The organism is Pseudomonas sp. JH-2, assembly GCF_036231725.1.
GTDB lineage: Bacteria > Pseudomonadota > Gammaproteobacteria > Pseudomonadales > Pseudomonadaceae > Pseudomonas > Pseudomonas delhiensis.
The window spans coordinates 17,863-39,564 of sequence record NZ_JAZAQP010000053.1; the positions used below are offsets into that span (position 1 = coordinate 17,863).

Annotated in this window: 20 protein-coding genes and 3 tRNA genes; 16 read left to right on the forward strand and 7 right to left on the reverse strand. The window is 65.2% G+C overall.

Annotated elements, in window-relative coordinates:
* Positions 1-21: 21 nt before the first annotated feature.
* Positions 22-765 (reverse strand): UDP-2,3-diacylglucosamine diphosphatase, encoded by a 744-nt coding sequence (gene lpxH / locus VV867_RS26190; protein ID WP_328567964.1) that lies wholly within the window; start codon positions 763-765, stop codon positions 22-24.
* A gap of 4 nt (positions 766-769) precedes the next feature.
* Complete coding sequence (locus VV867_RS26195) at positions 770-1,264, reverse strand: peptidylprolyl isomerase (RefSeq protein ID WP_328567965.1); 495 nt, start codon at positions 1,262-1,264, stop codon at positions 770-772.
* Between the two features lie 123 nt (positions 1,265-1,387).
* On the opposite strand from VV867_RS26195, the gene VV867_RS26200 reads away from it, so the two are divergent.
* Positions 1,388-3,070 (forward strand): glutamine--tRNA ligase/YqeY domain fusion protein, encoded by a 1,683-nt coding sequence (locus VV867_RS26200; protein ID WP_328567966.1) that lies wholly within the window; start codon positions 1,388-1,390, stop codon positions 3,068-3,070.
* Positions 3,071-4,456 (forward strand): cysteine--tRNA ligase, encoded by a 1,386-nt coding sequence (gene cysS / locus VV867_RS26205; RefSeq protein WP_109936330.1) that lies wholly within the window; start codon positions 3,071-3,073, stop codon positions 4,454-4,456.
* A 340-nt stretch (positions 4,457-4,796) separates the two neighbouring features.
* On the opposite strand, the gene folD is transcribed toward cysS, so the two are convergent.
* On the reverse strand, positions 4,797-5,651 hold the full coding sequence (gene folD, locus VV867_RS26210; protein WP_109936331.1) for a bifunctional methylenetetrahydrofolate dehydrogenase/methenyltetrahydrofolate cyclohydrolase FolD: 855 nt from the start codon (positions 5,649-5,651) through the stop codon (positions 4,797-4,799).
* Positions 5,652-5,914: 263 nt separating this feature from the next.
* On the opposite strand from folD, the gene VV867_RS26215 reads away from it, so the two are divergent.
* The 9 genes from VV867_RS26215 (at position 5,915) to VV867_RS26255 (ending at position 14,851) form a co-directional block, all read left to right on the forward strand.
* A tRNA-Arg gene (locus VV867_RS26215) sits at positions 5,915-5,991 on the forward strand.
* Between the two features lie 29 nt (positions 5,992-6,020).
* Positions 6,021-6,096 (forward strand) — tRNA-His (locus VV867_RS26220).
* A 52-nt stretch (positions 6,097-6,148) separates the two neighbouring features.
* A tRNA-Leu gene (locus VV867_RS26225) sits at positions 6,149-6,233 on the forward strand.
* A 142-nt stretch (positions 6,234-6,375) separates the two neighbouring features.
* Complete coding sequence (gene tig / locus VV867_RS26230; RefSeq protein WP_275627137.1) at positions 6,376-7,686, forward strand: trigger factor; 1,311 nt, start codon at positions 6,376-6,378, stop codon at positions 7,684-7,686.
* Between the two features lie 91 nt (positions 7,687-7,777).
* Positions 7,778-8,416, forward strand: coding sequence for an ATP-dependent Clp endopeptidase proteolytic subunit ClpP (gene clpP, locus VV867_RS26235; protein WP_009623460.1), 639 nt, complete (start codon positions 7,778-7,780; stop codon positions 8,414-8,416).
* Positions 8,417-8,522: 106 nt separating this feature from the next.
* On the forward strand, positions 8,523-9,803 hold the full coding sequence (gene clpX, locus VV867_RS26240) for an ATP-dependent Clp protease ATP-binding subunit ClpX (RefSeq protein WP_109936333.1): 1,281 nt from the start codon (positions 8,523-8,525) through the stop codon (positions 9,801-9,803).
* A 134-nt stretch (positions 9,804-9,937) separates the two neighbouring features.
* Positions 9,938-12,334, forward strand: a complete 2,397-nt coding sequence (lon, locus tag VV867_RS26245; protein ID WP_109936334.1) for an endopeptidase La — start codon at positions 9,938-9,940, stop codon at positions 12,332-12,334.
* 136 nt (positions 12,335-12,470) lie between these two features.
* Complete coding sequence (hupB, locus tag VV867_RS26250; protein ID WP_003087931.1) at positions 12,471-12,743, forward strand: nucleoid-associated protein HU-beta; 273 nt, start codon at positions 12,471-12,473, stop codon at positions 12,741-12,743.
* A 230-nt stretch (positions 12,744-12,973) separates the two neighbouring features.
* Entirely contained in the window at positions 12,974-14,851 is a 1,878-nt protein-coding gene (locus VV867_RS26255; RefSeq protein WP_275627136.1) for a SurA N-terminal domain-containing protein, read from the forward strand.
* Positions 14,852-15,133: 282 nt separating this feature from the next.
* Here the strand turns inward: VV867_RS26255 and VV867_RS26260 are convergent, their stop codons facing one another.
* The gene (locus VV867_RS26260; RefSeq protein WP_328567967.1) at positions 15,134-15,904 is read right to left on the reverse strand and encodes a DODA-type extradiol aromatic ring-opening family dioxygenase; all 771 of its coding nucleotides are present in this window, start codon (positions 15,902-15,904) and stop codon (positions 15,134-15,136) included.
* A 338-nt stretch (positions 15,905-16,242) separates the two neighbouring features.
* Here VV867_RS26260 and VV867_RS26265 point away from each other — a divergent pair, with 338 nt between their 5' ends.
* Complete coding sequence (locus tag VV867_RS26265; protein WP_146219654.1) at positions 16,243-16,434, forward strand: hypothetical protein; 192 nt, start codon at positions 16,243-16,245, stop codon at positions 16,432-16,434.
* Between the two features lie 98 nt (positions 16,435-16,532).
* Positions 16,533-17,186 (forward strand): thiopurine S-methyltransferase, encoded by a 654-nt coding sequence (locus VV867_RS26270; protein ID WP_328567968.1) that lies wholly within the window; start codon positions 16,533-16,535, stop codon positions 17,184-17,186.
* Positions 17,187-17,234: 48 nt separating this feature from the next.
* On the opposite strand, the gene htpX is transcribed toward VV867_RS26270, so the two are convergent.
* The 3 genes from htpX to VV867_RS26285 all read right to left on the reverse strand — a co-directional run bounded on the left by htpX (position 17,235) and on the right by VV867_RS26285 (position 19,930).
* Entirely contained in the window at positions 17,235-18,125 is an 891-nt protein-coding gene (gene htpX / locus VV867_RS26275) for a protease HtpX (protein ID WP_328567969.1), read from the reverse strand.
* Positions 18,126-18,269: 144 nt separating this feature from the next.
* Positions 18,270-18,716 carry a hypothetical protein gene (locus VV867_RS26280; RefSeq protein ID WP_328567970.1) on the reverse strand — a complete coding sequence of 149 codons (447 nt, stop codon included), beginning with the start codon at positions 18,714-18,716 and terminating at the stop codon, positions 18,270-18,272.
* A gap of 2 nt (positions 18,717-18,718) precedes the next feature.
* The gene (locus VV867_RS26285; protein ID WP_089391675.1) at positions 18,719-19,930 is read right to left on the reverse strand and encodes a pyridoxal phosphate-dependent aminotransferase; all 1,212 of its coding nucleotides are present in this window, start codon (positions 19,928-19,930) and stop codon (positions 18,719-18,721) included.
* 301 nt (positions 19,931-20,231) lie between these two features.
* Between VV867_RS26285 and msrB the strand changes: the two genes are divergently transcribed.
* The 3 genes from msrB (at position 20,232) to VV867_RS26300 (ending at position 21,695) form a co-directional block, all read left to right on the forward strand.
* Positions 20,232-20,633 (forward strand): peptide-methionine (R)-S-oxide reductase MsrB, encoded by a 402-nt coding sequence (gene msrB, locus VV867_RS26290; RefSeq protein ID WP_109936341.1) that lies wholly within the window; start codon positions 20,232-20,234, stop codon positions 20,631-20,633.
* Between the two features lie 112 nt (positions 20,634-20,745).
* Positions 20,746-21,231 (forward strand): glutathione peroxidase, encoded by a 486-nt coding sequence (locus tag VV867_RS26295; protein ID WP_328567971.1) that lies wholly within the window; start codon positions 20,746-20,748, stop codon positions 21,229-21,231.
* Positions 21,228-21,695, forward strand: a complete 468-nt coding sequence (locus VV867_RS26300; RefSeq protein WP_328567972.1) for a MarR family winged helix-turn-helix transcriptional regulator — start codon at positions 21,228-21,230, stop codon at positions 21,693-21,695. Before VV867_RS26295 ends, VV867_RS26300 begins: the two co-directional genes overlap by 4 nt.
* The last annotated feature ends 7 nt before the right edge of the window (positions 21,696-21,702 follow it).

The following is a 21,702-nucleotide window of genomic DNA, read 5'->3' on the forward strand; positions in this document are numbered from 1 at the left end:
GGGCCATGAAGTTGACGGGCGTCAGTGGTCGGAGGGTTCCGCCTCGAGGCCGAAGGGCGCCTGGTTCAGGCCGTTGGCATCGGCCTGCAGGGCCCAGCCCTGGCGGTCCCAGTCGCCGAGGACGATGCGCCGTGCGCGCTGGCCGTCGAGCTGCAGTTCGTGCACCGCCGGGCGATGGGTATGGCCGTGGATCAGGGTGCGCACGCCATGCTCGCGCATGACCTTCAGCACCTCTTCCGGCGTCACGTCGACGATCTCGCTGGCCTTCATCCGCGTTTGCGCGCGGCTTTCCTTGCGCAGCTTGCGCGCCAGCTGGTGGCGTTTCGACAGCGGCAGGTTGCGCAGGATGAACAGCGAGACCGGGTTGCGCAGCCAGCGGCGCAGCTTCATGTAGCCGGCGTCCAGGGTGCACAGGCTGTCGCCGTGCATCAGCAGCACCTTCTCGCCGTTCAGGGCGATGGCGCTGGGGTCGCGCAGCAGGGTGCAGCCGGCCTCGCGGCAGAACGCCTTGCCGATGAGGAAGTCGCGGTTGCCGTGCATCAGGTAGATGCGCGTGCCGCCGTCGGCCACCTCGCGCAGGGCGCGGGCGATGGAATGCTGGAACCCGTCCATGCCGTCGTCGCCGATCCAGGCCTCGAAGAAGTCGCCCAGGATGTAGAGGGCTTCGGCCTGGCTGGCGCGGGTGCGGAGGAAATGCAAGAACGCCCGGGTGATGTCCGGGCGTTCCGCTTCCAGATGCAGGTCCGAGATGAACAGGACGCTCATCGACTCACTCGACGATCTCGGCCTTCTCGATGATCACGTCTTCGCTGGGCACGTCCTGGTGGCCGGCGCGCATGGTGGTGGCCACGCCCTTGATCTTGTCGACCACGTCCATGCCGTCCACCACCTGGCCGAACACGCAGTAGCCCCAGCCCTGCACGGTCGGCGCGCTGTGGTTGAGGAAGTCGTTGTCGGCGACGTTGATGAAGAACTGCGCGCTGGCCGAATGCGGCTCCATGGTGCGGGCCATGGCGACGGTGCCGGCCTTGTTGCCGACGCCGTTGTTGGCTTCGTTCTTGATCGGGGCGCGGGTGCTCTTCTGCTTCATGCCCGGCTCGAAACCGCCGCCCTGGATCATGAAGTTGTTGATCACGCGGTGGAAGATGGTGTTGTCGTAATGACCGCTCTTCACGTACTCCTTGAAGTTGGCCACGGTCTCCGGGGCCTTGTCTTCGAAGAGTTCCAGGGTGATGACGCCATGGTTGGTGTGCAGCTTGATCATGAGGGGATTCCACTCTGTCGGGAAAATCGAAGGCCTGTCAGGGGGTTGACAGCTTCGGCTATGATAAGCGCTTTGGTTTGGCCGGCCTACCCTGGCTGAACGTCAGTAACGATCAAGGACACCATGAGCAAGCCCACCGCCGATTCGAAAGAAGCCACTGTCGCCGCCAACTTCCTGCGCCCCATCGTCCAGGCAGACCTGGACAGCGGCAAGCACCAGAAGATCGTCACCCGCTTCCCGCCGGAGCCCAACGGCTACCTGCACATCGGCCACGCCAAGTCGATCTGCCTGAATTTCGGCCTGGCCCGTGACTTCGGCGGCGACTGCCACCTGCGCTTCGACGACACTAACCCGGCGAAGGAAGACCAGGAATACATCGACGCCATCGAGGCCGACGTGAAGTGGCTGGGCTTCCAGTGGGCCGGCGAGGTGCGCTACGCCTCCAACTATTTCGACCAGCTGCACGCCTGGGCGGTGGACCTGATCAAGGCCGGCAAGGCCTTCGTCTGCGACCTCAACGCCGAGGAGATGCGCCAGTACCGCGGCAGCCTGACCGAGCCGGGCAGGAACAGCCCCTACCGCGAGCGCTCGGTGGAGGAGAACCTCGACCTGTTCGCGCGCATGAAGGCCGGCGAGTTCCCCGACGGCGCCAAGTCGCTGCGGGCGAAGATCGACATGGCCTCGCCGAACATCAACCTGCGCGACCCGATCCTCTACCGCATCCGCCACGCCCATCACCACCAGACCGGCGACAAGTGGTGCATCTACCCCAGCTACGACTTCACCCACGGCCAGTCGGACGCCATCGAGGGCATCACCCACTCCATCTGCACCCTGGAGTTCGAGGACCATCGCCCGCTGTACGAGTGGTTCCTGGCCAACCTGCCGGTGCCGGCCCAGCCGCGCCAGTACGAATTCGCCCGGCTGAACCTGAACTACACCATCACCAGCAAGCGCAAGCTCAAGCAACTGGTCGACGAAGGCCATGTGAACGGCTGGGACGACCCGCGCATGTCGACCCTCTCGGGCTACCGCCGCCGCGGCTACACCCCGGCCTCGATCCGCAACTTCTGCGACATGATCGGCGTGAACCGCGCCGGCGGCGTGGTGGATATCGGCATGCTGGAATTCGCCATCCGCGAGGACCTGGACGCCAACGCCGCTCGCGCCATGTGCGTGCTCAAGCCGCTGAAGGTGGTGATCACCAACTACCCCGAGGGCAAGGTCGAGAACCTCGAGCTGTCGCGCCACCCGAAGCAGGACATGGGCGTGCGCGTGCTGCCGTTCGGCCGCGAGATCTACATCGACGCCGGTGACTTCGAGGAGGTCCCGCCGGCCGGCTACAAGCGCCTGGTCCCCGGTGGCGAGGTACGCCTGCGCGGCAGCTACGTGATCCGCGCCGACGAAGCCGTCAAGGACGCCGCCGGCAACATCGTCGAACTGCGCTGCAGCTACGACGAGAACACCCTGGGCAAGAACCCGGAAGGCCGCAAGGTCAAGGGCGTGATCCACTGGGTGCCGGCCGCCGAGAGCGTCGAGTGCGAAGTGCGCCTGTACGACCGCCTGTTCAAGTCGGCCAACCCGGAGAAATCCGAAGAGGGCGGCAGCTTCCTCGACAACATCAACCCGGATTCGCTGGTGGTGCTCAAGGGCTGCCGCGCCGAGCCGTCGCTGGCCAGCGCCAGCGCCGAGGAGCGCTTCCAGTTCGAGCGCGAAGGCTACTTCTGCGCCGACAGCAAGGATTCCAAGGCCGGCGCCCCGGTCTTCAACCGCACCGTGACCCTGCGCGATTCCTGGGGGCAGTAAATGGCGCTTTCCGTCTACAACACCCTGAGCAAGGTCAAGGAACCCTTCCAGCCGCTGGTGGGCAACCAGGTGCGCATGTACGTGTGCGGCATGACCGTGTACGACTTCTGTCACATCGGCCACGCCCGCGTCATGGTCGCCTTCGACGTCATCGCCCGCTGGCTGCGCCAGCGCGGCTATGAGCTGACCTACGTGCGCAACATCACCGACATCGACGACAAGATCATCCGTCGCGCCCAGGAGAACGGCGAGCCCTTCGACGCCCTGACCGAGCGCATGATCGCCGCCATGCACGAGGACGAGGCGCGCCTGTCGGTGCTGCGCCCGGACATCGAGCCGCGCGCCACCGGCCACATCGCCGGCATGCACGCGATGATCCAGACGCTGATCGACAAGGGCTTCGCCTACGCTCCGGGCAACGGCGACGTCTACTACCGCGTCGGCAAGTTCGTCGGCTACGGCAAGCTGTCGCGCAAGAAGATCGAGGACCTGCGCATCGGCGCGCGCATCGAGGTCGACGAATCCAAGGAAGACCCGCTGGACTTCGTCCTGTGGAAGGCCGCCAAGCCGGGCGAGCCGAGCTGGGCGTCGCCCTGGGGCGCCGGGCGTCCGGGCTGGCACATCGAGTGCTCGGTGATGTCCACCTGCTGCCTGGGCGAGACCTTCGACATCCACGGCGGCGGCCCGGACCTGGTGTTCCCGCACCACGAGAACGAGATCGCCCAGAGCGAGGCGGCCACCGGCAAGCCCTACGCGGCCACCTGGATGCACGCCGGCGCGGTGCGCGTGGACGGCGAGAAGATGTCCAAGTCCCTGGGCAACTTCTTCACCATCCGCGAGGTGCTGGAGAAGTACCACCCCGAGGTGGTGCGCTTCCTGCTGGTGTCCAGCCACTACCGCAGCCCGATCAACTATTCCGAGGACAACCTCAAGGAAGCCAAGGGCGCGCTGGAACGCTTCTACACCGCGCTGCGCGGCCTGCCCGAGGCCGAGGCGGCCGGCGGCGAAGCCTTCGCCGAGCGTTTCGCCGCGGCCATGGACGACGACTTCAACACCCCCGAGGCCGTCGCCGTGCTGTTCGAGATGGCCCGCGAGGTCAACCGCCTGCGCGAGGCCGACCTGCAGGGCGCGGCGGCCCTGGCGGCGAAGCTGCGCGAGCTGGCCGGCCTGCTGGGCGTACTGCAGCTTGAGCCGGATGCCTTCCTCCAGGCCGGCGCCGCCGGCAAGGTCGACGCCGCCCAGGTGGAAGCGCTGATCCAGGCCCGCCTGGAAGCCCGCGCGGCGAAGAACTGGGCCGAGTCCGACCGCATCCGCGACGAGCTGACCGCCATGGGCGTGGTCCTGGAAGACGGCAAGGGCGGCACCACCTGGCGCCTGGCCGAGTGATCCGCCGTTGAAATGAAGGAAGGCCGCTGATGCGGCCTTTTTTCTGCCTCGCCGGCCGCGCCGAGATGCTCTTCGTAGGAGCGAGCTTGCTCGCGAACGGACTCCGCTGCGGGGCTCATTCGCGAGCAAGCTCGCTCCTACGAGAAGCCGCGCCCGCCCGCAGCGTAGGAGCGGACCTTGTCCGCGATGGCCGGGCGTTCCGGCGCGCTATCCCCTGTAGGAGCGCGCCCTGCGCGCGAATCGCAGGCAGGGCCTGCTCCTACAGGTTGCCGGGAGGCAATGGTTTCGCCATGAAAAAAAGGCCGCTGATGCGGCCTTTTCTGCGTCGGGGCAGGGCTGGTTACTTGTGCAGCTCTTCCGCGGCGTACAGGGTGTTCTCCAGCAGGCAGGCGCGGGTCATGGGGCCTACGCCGCCCGGCACCGGGGTGATCCAGCTGGCGCGCTCGGCCGCCACCTCGTATTCCACGTCGCCCACCAGCCGGCCGTCGGCCTGGCGGTTGATGCCGACGTCGATGACGATGGCGCCTTCCTTGATCCACTCGCCCTTGACCAGGCCCGGCTTGCCGGCGGCCACCACCACCAGGTCGGCGCGGCGCACGTGCTCGGCCAGGTCGCGGGTGAAGCGGTGGGTGACGGTCACGGTGCAACCGGCCAGCAGCAGCTCCAGGGCCATGGGGCGGCCGACGATGTTGGAGGCGCCGACGATCACCGCGTCCATGCCGTACAGGTCGGCGCCGGTGCTCTGCAGCAGAGTCATGATGCCCTTCGGGGTGCAGGGGCGCAGCAGCGGGATGCGCTGGGCCAGGCGGCCGACGTTGAACGGGTGGAAGCCGTCCACGTCCTTGTCCGGGTTGATGCGCTCCAACAGCTGCGAGGCGTCCAGGTGGGCGGGCAGGGGCAGCTGCACCAGGATGCCGTCGATCGCCGGGTCGGCGTTCAGTCGGTCGATCAGGGCCAGCAGTTCTTCCTGGGTGGTGCTTTCCGGCAGGTCGTAGGCCTGGGACAGGAAGCCCACTTCCTCGCAATCCTTGCGCTTGTGCGCGACGTAGACTTGGGATGCCGGATCGCTGCCGACCAGGATCACCGCCAGGCCGGGGATGCGCAGCCCTTGCTGGCGGCGCTCGGCGACGCGTTGGGCTATCTGCTGGCGGAGGCTGGCGGCGATCGCTTTGCCGTCGATCAGTTTTGCGGTCATGTCGGAGGAGCAACCATAGAGACGGGGAAAAAAGGACGCGCATTTTCGCACGCCGCCCACATAAGGCAAAGGCGGGCGTCCGCTGATTTGCCGTAACTCCTTTATCTCTTTGAAATTTTTTTGAAAAAACCGTTGACGAGGGTAGGGCTCGTCGCTAACATGCGCCCCGCTTGCCGAGCACAGCCTGAAGCAAGAACAGCAGGCGGTGCAAACCGGTTCAGTGGTTTCCACTGATCTGCTTAGCAAGGGTTGCAGCCACTAAAGCGCCCGTAGCTCAGCTGGATAGAGCATCCGCCTTCTAAGCGGATGGTCGCAGGTTCGAGTCCTGCCGGGTGCGCCATTATGGCGTGCGGTAAAGCGTGTAATATGGTGGGCGTAGCTCAGTTGGTAGAGCACAGGATTGTGGCTCCTGGTGTCGTGGGTTCGATTCCCATCGTCCACCCCATATTCCGAAGCGCCAGGCCTAGAGCCTGGCGTTTTCGTTTCTGCGGTTCCCTGCGGACGTGGTGAAATTGGTAGACACGCCGGATTTAGGTTCCGGTGGCGCAAGCTGTGAGAGTTCGAGTCTCTCCGTCCGCACCATTCTTTTCCAGAAGCTCTCGCAGCCCGAGTATTTCCGCCGCTTTCAGCCTGGGTGACTTCTGCATTTCTTGTGACTAGAATGCTTGCCCTTGATTCTGGGAGCCGGAAGGACCGGCTTACGTCTGTGCCACGAGGAATATCCATGCAAGTTTCCGTTGAAAGCACCTCCGCTCTTGAGCGCCGCATGACCGTTGGCGTGCCGGCCGAGCGCATCGAGACCGAAGTCAACAAGCGTCTGCAGCAGACCGCTCGTCGCGCCAAGGTTCCCGGCTTCCGTCCCGGCAAGGTGCCGATGAGCGTGATCCGCCAGCGCTACGAAGCCGCCGCTCGTCAGGAAGCCCTCGGTGACCTGATCCAGGAAACCTTCTACGAAGCCGTGGTCGAGCAGAAGCTGAACCCGGCCGGCGCCCCGTCGGTGGAGCCGAAGGTATTCGAGAAGGAGAAGGGCCTGGAATACGTGGCCACCTTCGAAGTCTTCCCGGAATTCCAGGTCGCCGGCTTCGACGGCATCGAGGTCGAGCGCCTGCAGGCCGACGTGGCCGACGCCGACGTCGACAACATGCTGGAAATCCTGCGCAAGCAGAACACCCGCTTCGAGGCCGTCGAGCGCGCCGCGCAGAACGACGACCAGCTGAACATCGACTTCGTCGGCAAGATCGACGGCGAAGCCTTCGCCGGCGGTTCGGCCAAGGGCACCCTGCTGGTGCTGGGCTCCGGCCGCATGATCCCGGGCTTCGAAGAAGGCCTGGTCGGCGCCAAGGCCGGTGAAGAGCGCGTGCTCACCCTGAACTTCCCCGAGGACTACCAGAACCTCGACCTGGCCGGCAAGGCCGCCGAGTTCAGCGTCACCGTGAACAGCGTCAGCGAGCCCAAGCTGCCGGAACTGACCGAAGAGTTCTTCGCCCTGTTCGGCATCAAGGAGAGCACCCTGGAAGGCTTCCGCGCCGAAGTTCGCAAGAACATGGAGCGCGAGCTGCGCCAGGCCATCAAGTCCAAGGTGAAGAACCAGGTGATGGAAGGTCTGGTGACCGCCAACCCGATCGACGTGCCCAAGGCCCTGATCGGCAACGAAGTGAACCGTCTGCGCGTGCAGGCCGTCCAGCAGTTCGGCGGCAACATCAAGCCCGAGCAACTGCCGGCCGAGCTGTTCGAAGAGCAGGCCAAGCGTCGCGTGGTCCTGGGCCTGATCGTCGCCGAGCTGGTCAAGCAGCACGAGCTGAAGGCCGATGAAGCCCGCGTTCGCGAGATGATCGAAGAGATGGCTTCGGCCTACCAGGAGCCCGAGCAAGTGGTCGCCTGGTACTACAAGAACGACCAGCAGCTGAACGAAGTGCGCTCGGTTGTACTGGAAGAACAAGTTGTAGATACTGTCCTGCAGAAGGCCAAAGTGACCGATAAGCAGGTATCCTACGAAGACGCGGTCAAGCCTGCTGAAGCTCCTGTAGCGGCCTGATCCAACCCTTCGTTCGATCGTCATAAGCCAGCCCTCGGGCTGGCTTATGTCTTTGAGACATATCTATTTCATTAGGGAGTGATCGTCGGACATGCCGAATACCTTCATGCCGCAAGTTCCGAACATCCAGGCCGCCGGTGGTCTGGTGCCGATGGTGGTGGAGCAGTCCGCCCGCGGTGAGCGTTCCTACGACATCTATTCGCGCCTGCTGAAGGAGCGGATCATCTTCCTGGTCGGCCAGGTCGAGGACTACATGGCCAACCTGGTGGTGGCCCAGCTGCTGTTCCTCGAAGCCGAGAACCCGGACAAGGACATCCACCTGTACATCAACTCGCCGGGTGGTTCGGTGACTGCCGGCATGTCCATCTACGACACCATGCAGTTCATCAAGCCGGACGTGTCGACCATCTGCGTCGGCCAGGCCTGCAGCATGGGCGCGCTGCTCCTCGCGGGCGGCGCCGCCGGCAAGCGCTACTGCCTGCCGCACTCGCGGATGATGATCCACCAGCCGCTGGGCGGCTTCCAGGGCCAGGCCTCGGACATCGAGATCCACGCCAAGGAAATCCTCTTCATCAAGGAGCGCCTGAACCAGGTGCTGGCGCACCATACCGGCCAGCCGCTGGACGTGATCGCCCGCGACACCGACCGCGACCGCTTCATGAGCGGCGAGGAAGCGGTGCAGTATGGTCTGATCGATCAGGTTTACACTCAGCGCCCCTCGGCCGCCTGAGTCTTTCCGCTCGAACACGGCCGGGCGACCGGCCGTTTCGCGGGCTTGAAAATGCCCGCATTTGCCTTCATCTTGTGTTTCAAGCCTATCCGACTGGAACGATCTAATGACTGACACCCGCAACGGCGAGGACAACGGCAAGCTGCTGTATTGCTCCTTCTGCGGCAAGAGCCAGCACGAAGTGCGCAAGTTGATTGCCGGCCCCTCGGTCTTTATCTGCGACGAGTGCGTCGACCTGTGCAACGACATCATCCGCGAGGAGGTGCAGGAAGCACAGGCGGAGAGTAGCGCGCACAAGCTTCCGGCGCCGAAAGAGATCCGTTCCATCCTCGATCAGTATGTGATCGGCCAGGAACGTGCGAAGAAAACCCTGGCGGTAGCGGTCTACAACCACTACAAGCGCCTGAATCAGCGCGACCGCAAGGACGACGTCGAGCTGGGCAAGAGCAACATCCTGCTGATCGGGCCGACCGGCTCGGGCAAGACCCTGCTCGCCGAGACCCTCGCGCGCCTGCTGAACGTGCCTTTCACCATCGCCGACGCCACCACCCTGACCGAAGCCGGTTACGTGGGCGAGGACGTCGAGAACATCATCCAGAAGCTGCTGCAGAAGTGCGACTACGACGTAGAGAAGGCCCAGATGGGCATCGTCTACATCGACGAGATCGACAAGATCTCGCGCAAGTCGGACAACCCGTCCATCACCCGTGACGTGTCCGGCGAAGGCGTGCAGCAGGCCCTGCTGAAGCTGATCGAGGGCACCGTCGCCTCGGTTCCGCCCCAGGGCGGCCGCAAGCACCCGCAGCAGGAGTTCCTGCAGGTCGATACCCGCAACATCCTGTTCATCTGCGGTGGCGCGTTCGCCGGCCTGGAGAAGGTCATCCAGAACCGCTCCACCAAGGGCGGCATCGGCTTCAGTGCCGAGGTTCGCAGCCAGGACATGGGCAAGAAGGTCGGCGAGGCGCTGCGCGAGGTGGAGCCGGAAGACCTGGTCAAGTTCGGCCTGATCCCGGAATTCGTCGGCCGCCTGCCGATCATCGCCACCCTCGACGAACTCGACGAGGCGGCGCTGATGCAGATCCTCACCGAGCCGAAGAACGCCCTCACCAAGCAGTACGCCCGCTTGTTCGAGATGGAAGGCGTGGACCTGGAGTTCCGCCCGGACGCCCTCAAGGCCGTGGCCCGCAGGGCCCTGGAGCGCAAGACCGGCGCCCGTGGCCTGCGCTCGATCCTCGAAGGTATCCTGCTCGACACCATGTACGAAATCCCCTCGCAGACCGAGGTCAGCAAGGTGGTCATCGACGAGAGCGTCATCGACGGCTCGTCCCAGCCCCTGCTGATCTACGAGAACAGCGAGCAGCCTGCCAAGGCTGCGCCTGAGGCATAAAAGAAAAGGGGGCCTTCGGGCCCCTTTTTCCTTCCCGTCTACCGCGCTTGTTTTTTCCCTGGCCTAACCCCATCTTAGGCCCAAGGGTCTAACCCCATCTTTTTTGGCCAAGTGCCGCTGTAGAGCCGAATATCATGAAAACACTCGTCGAGTTGCCCCTGCTTCCCCTGCGTGACGTAGTGGTCTATCCGCACATGGTCATTCCCCTGTTCGTGGGGCGCGAGAAATCCATCGAGGCCCTGGAGGCCGCGATGACCAGCGACAAGCAGATCCTCCTGCTGGCGCAGAAGAACCCCGCCGACGACGACCCGGGCGAAGACGGCCTGTACCGCATGGGCACCGTGGCCACCGTGCTGCAGCTGCTGAAGCTGCCCGACGGCACCGTGAAGGTCCTGGTGGAGGGCGAGCAGCGTGGCCATGTCGAGCGTTTCATCGACGAGGACGCCCATTGCCGCGCCGAAGTGTCGATCATCGACGAGGCGCCGGTCGGCGAGCGCGAGTCCGAGGTTTTCATCCGCAGCCTGCTGAGCCAGTTCGAGCAGTACGTGCAACTGGGCAAGAAGGTTCCGGCCGAAGTGCTGTCGTCGCTGAACAGCATCGACGAGCCGGGCCGCCTGGTCGACACCATGGCCGCGCACATGGCCCTGAAGATCGAGCAGAAGCAGGAAATCCTCGAGATCACCGAGCTGGCCGCCCGCGTCGAGCACGTGCTGGCCATGCTGGATGCCGAGATCGACCTGCTGCAGGTCGAGAAGCGCATCCGCGGCCGCGTGAAGAAGCAGATGGAGCGCAGCCAGCGCGAGTACTACCTGAACGAGCAGATGAAGGCCATCCAGAAGGAACTGGGTGACATCGACGAGGGCCACAACGAGGTCGAGGAGCTGAAGAAGCGCATCGACGCCGCCGGCCTGACCAAGGAGGCGCTGGCCAAGGCCAACGCCGAGCTGAACAAGCTCAAGCAGATGTCGCCGATGTCCGCCGAGGCCACCGTGGTGCGCTCGTACATCGACTGGCTGGTGAACGTGCCGTGGAAGGCCGAGAGCAAGGTGCGCCACGACCTGGCCAAGGCCGAGGATATCCTCGATGCCGACCACTACGGGCTGGACGAGGTCAAGGAGCGCATCCTCGAGTACCTCGCCGTGCAGAAGCGCGTGAAGAAGGTCAAGGGCCCGGTGCTCTGCCTGGTCGGCCCGCCCGGCGTGGGCAAGACCTCGCTGGCCGAGTCCATCGCCCGCGCCACCAACCGCAAGTTCGTGCGCATGGCCCTGGGTGGCGTGCGTGACGAGGCCGAGATCCGCGGCCACCGCCGCACCTACATCGGCTCCATGCCCGGCCGCCTGATCCAGAAGATGACCAAGGTGGGCGTGCGCAACCCGCTGTTCCTGCTCGACGAGATCGACAAGATGGGCAGCGACATGCGCGGCGACCCGGCCTCGGCCCTGCTGGAAGTGCTGGACCCGGAGCAGAACCACAATTTCAACGACCACTACCTGGAAGTGGACTACGACCTTTCGGACGTGATGTTCCTCTGCACGGCCAACTCCATGAACATCCCGGCCCCGCTGCTGGACCGCATGGAAGTCATCCGCCTGCCGGGCTACACCGAGGACGAGAAGGTCAACATCGCCTCGAAATATCTTGTGTCGAAGCAGACTGCGGCCAATGGTCTCAAGAAGGGCGAGCTGACCTTCGACGAGGCGGCCATCCGCGACATCATCCGCTACTACACCCGCGAGGCGGGCGTGCGCAGCCTGGAGCGGCAGATCGCCAAGGTCTGCCGCAAGGCGGTGAAGGAGGGGACCAAGGCCCGGCGCATCGAGGCCAAGGTGACTACCGAGACCCTCGAGAACTACCTGGGCGTGCGCAAGTTCCGCTACGGCCTGGCCGAGCAGCAGGACCAGATCGGCCAGGTCACCGGGCTGGCCTGGACCCAGGTGGGCGGCGAACTGCTCACCATCGAGTCGGCCATCGTCCCCGGCAAGGGTGCGCTGACCAAGACCGGTTCGCTGGGCGACGTGATGGCGGAGTCCATTACCGCTGCGCTGACCGTCGTTCGTAGTCGTGCGAAAAGTCTGGGAATTCCGGCGGACTTCCACGAAAAACACGATATCCACATCCACGTCCCGGAAGGCGCCACGCCCAAGGACGGCCCCAGCGCCGGCATCGGCATGTGCACCGCGCTGGTCTCGGCGATCACCCAGATCCCGGTGCGCGCGGACGTCGCCATGACCGGCGAGATCACCCTGCGCGGCCAGGTGCTGGCCATCGGCGGGCTCAAGGAAAAACTTCTGGCGGCCCACCGCGGGGGAATCAAAACCGTGATCATCCCGGAAGAAAATGTCCGTGATCTCAAGGAAATTCCGGATAACATTAAGGCAGATCTCGTTATTAAACCGGTTAAATGGATTGACGAGGTCCTGCAAATTGCGCTGCAATACACGCCGGAGCCCTTGCCCGATGCGGCTCCCGAGATGGTTGCAAAGGATGAAAAACGCGAGTCTGATTCCAAGGAGCGAATCAGCACGCATTAGCCGGGGGGCTTTCTTGACACTGTTTTTGGGCCCTTGTTATAAAGCGGCACTTGCTTTGTCAGTTGGCAAACCAGCACCTGCTTTTGCTTACACCTAACACATAGAAACATACTCAACAGAAATAAGGGGACTTAGAGTGAACAAGTCGGAACTGATCGATGCAATTGCCGCATCTGCTGATATCCCGAAAGCTGTTGCCGGTCGCGCTCTGGACGCGGTAATCGAGTCCGTCACTGGCGCCCTGAAGGCGGGTGACTCCGTCGTACTGGTTGGCTTCGGCACCTTCGCTGTCAAAGAGCGTGCTGCCCGCACCGGTCGCAACCCGCAAACCGGCAAGCCGATCAAGATCGCTGCCGCTAAGATCCCGGGCTTCAAAGCCGGTAAAGCCCTGAAGGATGCTGTCAACTAAGCGTCTTTCCGGTCTTGACCTGTCCGGTCCGACCTAGCGTCGGATCGGCCGCGGAGCGGCGCTCGGGATGGGTTACCATCCCGCATCGCCGGGGGTCGCGGGCCAAGGCTCGCTAGCTCCGCCCGTTACGAGAAGGCGCATCCTCGGATGCGCCTTTCTCATATCCGCATATTAAATACCCACGCCTCGCCGCCACTGACGGCAGGTGCGTGGCCGCTTTTGGGGGCCGCATGCTGCAAAACATCAGGGACAATTCCCAGGGCTGGATCGCCAAGACCATCATCGGTGTCATCGTCGTGCTGATGGCGCTGACCGGTTTCGATGCCATCATCCGGGCTACCCATCACGAGAATGTCGCTGCCAAGGTCAATGGCGACGACATCAGCATCCCCGAGCTGCAGCAGGCTCAGGAAATGCAGCGCCGCCAGCTGCAGCAGCGCCTGGGCAAGGACTTCGATGCCTCGACCCTGGACGACAAGCTGCTCAAGGACGCCGCACTCAAGGGCCTGATCGAGCGCAAGCTGTTGCTCCAGGCTGCACAGAACGACAAGTTCTCCTTCACCCAGCAGCAGGTCGACCAACTGATCCTGCTGACCCCCGAGTTCCAGCTCGACGGCAAGTTCAACTCCGACAAGTTCGACCAGGCACTGCGCCAGAACGGCTACACCCGCATGCAGTTCCGCCAGATGCTCGAGCAGGAAATGCTCATCGGCCAACTGCGCGCCGGCATCGCCGGTTCCGGCTTCGTCACCGACAACGAACTGCAGGCCTTCGCCCGCCTGGAGAAGCAGACCCGCGACTTCGCCACCCTGACCTTCAAGGCCGATCCGTCCAAGGCCAAGGTCGAGGATGCCGACATCAAAGCCTACTACGACGCCCACAAGGCCGAGTTCATGAGCCCGGACCAGGTGGTGATCGACTACATCGAGCTGAAGAAGTCGTCCTTCTTCAACCAGGTCGTCGCCAAGGACGAGGACCTGCAGGCCCAGTACCAGAAGGAAGTCGCCGGCCTCTCCGAGCAGCGCGACGCCGCGCACATCCTCATCGAGGTCAACGCCAAGCAGAGCGATGCCCAGGCCAAGGCCAAGATCGAGGAGATCAAGGCGCGCCTGGCCAAGGGCGAGGACTTCGCCAAGCTGGCCAAGGAGCAGTCCAACGACATCGGCTCCGCCGGCAATGGCGGTGACCTGGGTTACGCCGGCCGTGGCGTCTACGACCCGGCCTTCGAGGATGCGCTCTATGGCCTGAAGGCCAAGGGCGACGTGTCCGAGCCGGTGCGTACCCAGTACGGCTGGCACCTGGTCAAGCTGCTCGGCGTGCAGGCGCCGGAAGTCCCGAGCTTCGCCAGCCTGAAGCCCAAGCTGGAACAGGACCTGAAGAGCCAACTGGTGGAGCAGCGCTTCGTCGACGCCACCAAGCAGCTGGAAAGCTCCGCCTACGAGGCCTCCGACCTGGCCCAGCCGGCCCAGGAACTGGGCCTGAAGGTCGAGACCAGCAAGCCCTTCGGCCGCGAAGGCGGCGAGGGCGTCGCCGCCAACCGCCAGGTCATCCAGGCTGCCTTCAGCACCGAGGTGCTGGAAGACGGCGCCAACAGCGGCGCCATCGAGCTGGACCCGGAGACCGTGGTTGTGCTGCGCGTCAAGGAGCACCATAAGCCGCAGCAGCAGACCCTGGAGGAAGTCACCGCTTCCATCCGCGAAGTGCTGCAGCGCCAGCATGCCGCCGACGCCGCCAAGGCACAGGGCGAAGCCCTGCTGGCAGGCCTGCGCGATGGCAAGACGCCGCTGGCCCAGGCCCAGAACGGCCAGACCTGGAAAGTGGTGGAAGCCGCTTCCCGTGGCCAGGAGGGCGTCGACCCGCTGCTGCTCCAGGAAGTGTTCCGCATGGCGCGTCCGGCCAAGGCCGGGCAACCGACCTTCGCCGGTGTGACCCTGGGTAATGGCGACTACGTGCTGGTGCGCCTGAACGGCGTCAGCGAGCCGGGCGCCACCCTGAGCGACCAGGAGAAGGCCATGTACCGCCAGTTCCTCGCCTCGCGCAGCGGCCAGGAAGACTTCGCCGCTTTCCGTCGCCAGTTGAACGACCAGGCCAAGGTGGAGAAGTACTGATCCACCTGGTGTGAAAAAAGGCGGAGCAGGGTGACCTGCTCCGCCTTTTTCATTGGGGTGCCGTTCATCCGCGAAGGGAAATGCCGTGCCTCCCGGCGGGCGCGTAGGGCGAATAACGCGAAGCGTTATCCGCCGATCGGGGCGCTCACCTGGCACCTTCATGGCCATGGAGCGCGGGCCAACGGCGGATAACCGCGAACGGTTATGCGCCCTACGGTTTTCCTCGCGCGGTGCCTCCCGGCGAAGCGTTATCCGCTTGCGGTGCCCTTGTGGGGGGCGCACTCAACCGAAACGGTAGATATCCATCCCGAGCGCTCCCAGGGTGAAGCCGGCGTGCTCGACGCGCATGGTGGGGCCGCCGGCACCGCGGGCGAAGTACAGCGGTAGCAGGTGTTCTTCGCTGGGGTGGTTGCGCGCTGCCGACGGGGCCTGCTGGCGATAGTCGAAAAGCGCGGCTTCGTCGTCGCTCGCGAGCTTCTCGACGATCCAGTCGCGGAAGGCCTGGGCCCAGGGCTCGACCACGTCGGGGCCGGCGTGCCAGTCCAGTTCGCCGAGGTTGTGAGTGATGCTGCCCGAACCGATCAGCAGGAAGCCCTCTTCGCGCAGTTGGCGCAGAGCCTTGCCGACGTGGTCCTGCAGGCGCGGGCCGAGGCGGCTGGGCAGCGACAGCTGCAGCACCGGGATGTCCGCGGCCGGGTACATCAGGCTCAGTGGGACCCAGGCGCCGTGGTCCAGCGGCCGCTCGGCGTCGAGGCTGGCCGGGATCTGCCGGCTGGCCAGCAGTTCGACGACCCGCCGGGCCAGCTCGGGCGCGCCGGGGGCGGGGTACTGGACCTCGTAGAGGGCGCGGGGGAAACCGTAGAAGTCATGCCAGGTCTCCGGCCGCGGGCTGGCGGTGACGCGCAGGTCCGGCGTTTCCCAGTGCGCCGATACCACCAGGATCGCCTTCGGCCGGGGCAGCTCGTCGGCCAGGCGCTTGAGCGGCGCCGCGCTGGCGCCGGGTTCCAGCGCCAGCATGGGGGAGCCGTGGGATATGAACAGGGTAGGGAGCATGGAGCACCTCCAAAGTGATGGCGTTATGTTCCCGCTGCGATAGATCGAAATCCAGTATGGGTTTTCGACCATAACCATCCGTCAATTCGATGCCGCCAGGCTGTGCCCGAGGCGACGATCGGGTTGAACCTGGATGGCCAGTGGCCGCTCCAAGCCACTGTCTGCCCTTGGCGAAGACGGTTGCCGAGGTGGTTTTGCAGGCTGCGTCGCAAAGCCATCTATCCTCTGAAAAGAGCTACAGCAAGTTGCGGCCTGCTTCTCTTTGACTGAGGGGTGGGGGCGGAGATACTGCGCGCCCCGCGATGCAGTCGTCGTTTCCAGCGTTCGAGGTCCCATCCATGCAAACCTTCAGGCAAGAGCTGATCCTCCGGGAAGGCGACCGTCTCGTGCTCGCCGACGGTACCGAGCTCATCGTTCGCCGCATCCGCTCGGGGCGGGTGAGCCTGGGGGTGGTCGAGCGGCATGAGCCGGCCGTGCGCCACGGCTGGCTGCACTGGCCGCTGCGGCCGGCGTTGCTGCGCGGTCGCTAGCGGCAGACGCCCCGCTGGGCGATCATGGGCACCCGGCGGAGCCGCTCCGTCGATTCCGTGCAGGCAATCCGGCCTGCACCGCAGCAGGAATGGAGCCCATGCACGAAGACTTCTGGCAGGCGCGCTGGTCGCGCAACGAAATCGGTTTCCACCTCGCCGAGGTCAACCCCTACCTCGTTCGCCACTGGCCGACGCTGGCCCTGCCGCGGGGCGCGCGGGTGCTGGTGCCGCTGTGCGGCAAGTCGCGCGACCTGGTCTGGCTGGCGGAGCAGGGCTACCGGGTGCTGGGGGTGGAGCTGGCCGAGCGCGCGGTGAAGGACTTCTTCGCCGAGCAGGGCTGGCAGCCCGAGGTGGAGCAGCGGGGTGCGCTGTGCAGTTATCGGCATGGCAACGTCGAGATCCTCCAGGGCGATTTCTTCGACCTGGCGGCCGAACACCTGGCCGATTGCCAGGCGCTCTACGACCGGGCCGCGCTCATCGCCCTGCCGCCGGACATGCGCGAGGACTACGCGCGGCACCTGGCCGCCATCCTGCCGCGGCCGCTGGAGGGCCTGCTCGTCACCCTGGAATACCCCCAGGAGCAGATGTCCGGGCCGCCGTTCGCGGTGCTGGCGGATGAAGTGAGGACGCGCTTCTCGCAGTGGCAGGTCGTGGAACTGGAGCGCCTGGACGTGCTGGGCGAGAACTGGAAGTTCCTCGACCGCGGGGTGAAGCGCCTGGAAGAAGTGGTGTTCCGCTTGCACCGGGACTGAAAAGCAGAAGGGCGGCCCCGGGGCCGCCCTTCTGCTTTATCGGCGCGATCAGCGCGCGGCGTTGCGCAGCGCCTCGATGCGTTCTTCCAGCGGCGGGTGGCTCATGAACAGGCCGGCGAGGCCATGCTTGAGCCCGCCGTTGATGCCGAAGGCGGTCAGGCTGTCGGGCATGTGCACCGGCACGCCCTGTTCGGCGCGCAGGCGCTGCAGCGCGGCGATCATCGCGTTGCTGCCGGCCAGGTGGGCGCCGGCGGCGTCGGCGCGGAACTCGCGGCGGCGCGAGAACCACATGACGATGATGCTGGCGAGGATGCCCAGCACCAGCTCCGCGACTATGGTCGCGATGTAGTAGGCCGGGCCGCGGCCCTCCTCGGTCTTGAACACCGCCTTGTCGACGAAGTTGCCGAAGATGCGCGCGAAGAACATGACGAAGGTGTTCACCACGCCCTGCACCAGGGCCAGGGTGACCATGTCGCCGTTGGCCACGTGGCCGATCTCGTGGGCGAGCACCGCGCGCACTTCATCCGGCGAGAAGCGCTCGAGCAGGCCCTGGCTGACGGCCACCAGGGCGTCGTTGCGGTTCCAGCCGGTGGCGAAGGCGTTGGCCTCGTAGGCCGGGAAGATCCCCACCTCGGGCATCTTGATGCCGGCTTCGCGCGAGAGCTGCTCGACGGTCTGCAGCAGCCACTGCTCGTGGCGGGTGCGCGGCTGGCTGATGATTTCCGTGCCGGTGGTGGTCTTGGCCATCCACTTGGACAGGAACAGTGAGATGATCGAGCCGGCGAAGCCGAAGACGGCACAGTAGACCAGCAGCGCTTGCAGGTTGAGGTCGATGCCGTTGGCGGCCATGACCCCGTTGAAGCCGAGCAGGCTCAGGGTGATGCTGGCGACGAGCACGACCGCCAGGTTGGTGGCCAGGAACAGCAGGATGCGCATCATGGGTAAGACTTCTCCTCGCGACTTGGGCGCACGGCGCGCAGGGGCACGCCGATGCCCCGGGCGTGCGCGCTCCGGGGCCGGGCTGGATTATGCGGGGTATATGCGGTCGGCCCCTAGGCGATTCAACGTGGGGACTATTTCAAACTATGTCTCTTTTTCCACGCCACCGTACTCGAAGAGTAGCCGGGCCAGGCGCGCGATGCGCTCGCTATGCGCATCGGCCAGCGCGTCGCGCAATTGCTGCGCGAGGGTGGCCTGCTGGCGGCGCACGCTGGCGGGCAGCTGCGGATCGTCGGCGCTATCGCGGGGCAGGGCGCGGCTCAGGCGCAGGAAGCCCTTTTCGCTGAGCACGGCCTGGTCCAGGGCTTCGTGGCGGATGCAGCCGTCGTAGCGAAGGTAGCCTTCCTCGGCCAGCCACAGCAGCGCGCCCAGGCAGGCCTGGTGGCGCTTGCTGGGCAGGCCGAACTCGTCGTGCTCCTCGCGGCCGATGAGGTCTTCCACGTACAGGGCGACCTTGCGCGGGAAGGCCTGGTAGAGCAGGAGCATCCCGGCGGCGGCGTCCTTGTAGAAGTCGTCTATCTGCAGGTCCATGGTTACTGGCGGTAGCTCCCGAGGAAGCTGCCGATGCGCCCGATGGCCTGTTCCAAGTCGTCGACGCGGGGCAGGGTGACCACGCGGAAATGGTCCGGCCACGGCCAGTTGAAGGCGGTGCCCTGGACGATCAGCAGCTTCTCGGACAGCAGCAGGTCGAGGACGAACTTCTCGTCGTTGTGGATCGGGCAGACCTTGGGGTCGATGCGCGGGAAGGCGTAGAGCGCGCCCATGGGCTTGACGCAGCTGACCCCGGGGATGTCGTTGAGCAGCTCCCAGGCGCGGTTGCGCTGTTCCAGCAGGCGGCCGCCGGGCAGCACCAGGTCGTTGATGCTCTGGTAGCCACCCAGGGCGGTCTGGATGGCGTGCTGGCTGGGCACATTGGCGCACAGGCGCATGTTGGCCAGGATGTCCAGGCCCTCGATGTAGCTCTGGGCCTTGTGCTTGGGCCCGGAGATGGCGATCCAGCCGGAGCGGAAGCCGGCCACCCGGTAGGCCTTGGACAGGCCGTTGAAGGTCAGGCAGAGCACGTCCGGCGCCAGGGAGGCGGTGGAGATGTGCACGGCGTCGTCGTAGAGGATCTTGTCGTAGATCTCGTCGGAGAAGATCACCAGGTTGTGCTGGCGCGCCAGCTCGACGATGTCCAGCAGCACTTCCCTGGAATAGACCGCGCCGGTGGGGTTGTTCGGGTTGATCAGCACCAGGGCCTTGGTGTTGCTGGTGATCTTGGCCCGCATGTCGGCGATGTCGGGGAACCAGCCCGCCTGCTCGTCGCACAGGTAGTGCACCGGCTTGCCGCCGGCCAGCGATACCGAGGCGGTCCACAGCGGGTAGTCGGGCGCCGGGATCAGCACCTCGTCGCCGTTGTTGAGCAGCGCCTGCAGGGCCATGACGATCAGCTCGGAGACGCCGTTGCCCAGGTAGATGTCCTCGATGCCGACGCCTTCCACCTGCTTCTGCTGGTAGTACTGCATCACCGCCTTGCGCGCGCTGAACAGGCCCTTGGAGTCGCTGTAGCCCTGCGCCGTGGGCAGGTTGCGGATGACGTCCTGGAGGATTTCGTCGGGGGCCTCGAAACCGAACGGCGCCGGGTTGCCGATGTTCAGCTTGAGGATGCGATGGCCTTCCTCTTCCAGGCGTTTGGCGTGCTTGAGCACCGGCCCGCGGATGTCGTAGCAGACGTTGGCGAGCTTGTTCGATTTGCTGACCTGCATGATGTGGCGTTCCCGAAATGAAGGTTCCCGCGGCCGGGCCCGGCTTGGCAGGCTGTAACGCGGGTGACAGACTGGCGTCAATACGAGGTGCGGAATGTCGCGCGTCCTGGCGGTTAAACTGAAAAAACGCCTGGTTGACGGAGAAACGAACGAAAAAAAGCCCATAAAAAGGCTTTTTTATCGTCGATGATCCCTTGAGCGGCAGATTCTGCATCCGGCGATGACGTCACGCATCATACGTGCGGCCCGTTTTCCGCGAAAGGGCGCGGACGGGCTTTTTTCAAGCTTGCGAGGTACAACGATGGAAAAGATCGAGAAGCCCCTGGAAAGCTGGCGCGAGGAGCTCGACGAACAGCAGTTCCACGTCTGCCGCCTGGGCGGCACCGAGCGCGCCTTCACCGGCGAGTACTACGCGACCAAGACCCCCGGCATCTACCACTGCGTGTGCTGCGGCGCGGCGCTGTTCGACTCGGACGCCAAGTACGATTCCGGCAGCGGCTGGCCGAGCTACTTCCAGCCGGTGTCGAAGCAGGCCATCGCCGAGTTGGAGGACTTCAGCCACGGCATGCACCGCATCGAGGTGCGCTGCGCCGCCTGCGAAGCCCACCTGGGCCACGTCTTCCCCGACGGGCCGCGGCCGACCGGGTTGCGCTACTGCATCAACTCGGCGTCGCTGAAGCTGGTGCCGCGCGACGGGGCCTGAGTGGCGCGAGGCCCGCTGGTCACCAGCGGGCCTTTTTTCGGCAGAAATAAATTGTGTGCAATTTAATTGGGCGCTATCTTGCTCGCACCCCCACTTCTCCGGAGCCATTTCCATGAGCGACGTACTGCTGGACATCCCCTGCACGACCATCAAGGGCGAGCAGAAGACCCTGGCCGATTTCGGCGGCAAGGCGCTGCTGGTGGTGAATACCGCCAGCAAGTGCGGTTTCACCCCGCAGTACAAGGGCCTGGAGGCACTGTGGGAGCAGTACCGCGACAAGGGCCTGGTGGTGCTGGGCTTCCCCTGCAACCAGTTCGGCAAGCAGGAGCCGGGCGACGAGGGCGAGATCTCGCAGTTCTGCGAGCTGAACTTCGGCGTCAGCTTCCCGCTGTTCAGGAAGATCGACGTCAACGGCGCCGACGCCCACCCGCTCTACGTGCAGTTGAAGAAGCGCGCGCCGGGCGTGCTGGGCAGCCAGGGCATCAAGTGGAATTTCACCAAGTTCCTGGTCAGCGGCGACGGCAGCCGGGTCAAGCGCTTCGCTCCGCTGACCAAGCCGGAGGAACTCGCCGCCGAGATCGAAGCGCTGCTGCGATGAGCCGCCGCGAACCGGAACAGGCGCTGCTGCTGGACAACCAGCTGTGCTTCCGCCTGTACGCCGCCTCGCGGGCGATCATCCGCGGCTACCGGCCGATGCTCGACGCCCTCGGCCTGACCTACCCGCAGTACCTGGTGATGCTGGTGCTGTGGGAATGGCAGGACCGCCCGCCCGCGCAGCCGACCGTGAAGGCCCTGGGCGAGCGCCTGCTGCTCGACTCCGGCACCCTCACGCCGCTGCTCAAGCGCCTGGAGCAGCTCGGCCTGGTACAGCGCCGCCGGGCGCGGCAGGACGAGCGCGAGGTGCACCTGGGCCTGAGCGGGGAGGGCATCGCCCTGCGCGAGAAGGTGGCGCCGCTGCGCGAGGCGCTGCTGTGCGCCAGCGGCCTGGACCTCGACGCCATGGGCGAGCTGCGCGTTCGCCTGGACGACCTGCTCGGGCAACTGCTGGCGCTGGAACCCTGAGGCGCCG

Coding starts and splice junctions, on each gene's coding strand:
- VV867_RS26265 (WP_146219654.1), top strand. CDS start 16,243: ATGCAAACCTTCAGGCAAGAGCTGATCCTCCGGGAAGGCGACCGTCTC.
- tig (WP_275627137.1), top strand. CDS start 6,376: ATGCAAGTTTCCGTTGAAAGCACCTCCGCTCTTGAGCGCCGCATGACC.
- folD (WP_109936331.1), bottom strand. CDS start 5,651: ATGACCGCAAAACTGATCGACGGCAAAGCGATCGCCGCCAGCCTCCGC.
- msrB (WP_109936341.1), top strand. CDS start 20,232: ATGGAAAAGATCGAGAAGCCCCTGGAAAGCTGGCGCGAGGAGCTCGAC.
- VV867_RS26295 (WP_328567971.1), top strand. CDS start 20,746: ATGAGCGACGTACTGCTGGACATCCCCTGCACGACCATCAAGGGCGAG.
- clpP (WP_009623460.1), top strand. CDS start 7,778: ATGCCGAATACCTTCATGCCGCAAGTTCCGAACATCCAGGCCGCCGGT.
- clpX (WP_109936333.1), top strand. CDS start 8,523: ATGACTGACACCCGCAACGGCGAGGACAACGGCAAGCTGCTGTATTGC.
- VV867_RS26200 (WP_328567966.1), top strand. CDS start 1,388: ATGAGCAAGCCCACCGCCGATTCGAAAGAAGCCACTGTCGCCGCCAAC.
- VV867_RS26280 (WP_328567970.1), bottom strand. CDS start 18,716: ATGGACCTGCAGATAGACGACTTCTACAAGGACGCCGCCGCCGGGATG.
- lpxH (WP_328567964.1), bottom strand. CDS start 765: ATGAGCGTCCTGTTCATCTCGGACCTGCATCTGGAAGCGGAACGCCCG.
- VV867_RS26255 (WP_275627136.1), top strand. CDS start 12,974: ATGCTGCAAAACATCAGGGACAATTCCCAGGGCTGGATCGCCAAGACC.
- htpX (WP_328567969.1), bottom strand. CDS start 18,125: ATGATGCGCATCCTGCTGTTCCTGGCCACCAACCTGGCGGTCGTGCTC.
- VV867_RS26285 (WP_089391675.1), bottom strand. CDS start 19,930: ATGCAGGTCAGCAAATCGAACAAGCTCGCCAACGTCTGCTACGACATC.
- VV867_RS26195 (WP_328567965.1), bottom strand. CDS start 1,264: ATGATCAAGCTGCACACCAACCATGGCGTCATCACCCTGGAACTCTTC.
- VV867_RS26300 (WP_328567972.1), top strand. CDS start 21,228: ATGAGCCGCCGCGAACCGGAACAGGCGCTGCTGCTGGACAACCAGCTG.
- VV867_RS26270 (WP_328567968.1), top strand. CDS start 16,533: ATGCACGAAGACTTCTGGCAGGCGCGCTGGTCGCGCAACGAAATCGGT.
- lon (WP_109936334.1), top strand. CDS start 9,938: ATGAAAACACTCGTCGAGTTGCCCCTGCTTCCCCTGCGTGACGTAGTG.
- cysS (WP_109936330.1), top strand. CDS start 3,071: ATGGCGCTTTCCGTCTACAACACCCTGAGCAAGGTCAAGGAACCCTTC.
- VV867_RS26260 (WP_328567967.1), bottom strand. CDS start 15,904: ATGCTCCCTACCCTGTTCATATCCCACGGCTCCCCCATGCTGGCGCTG.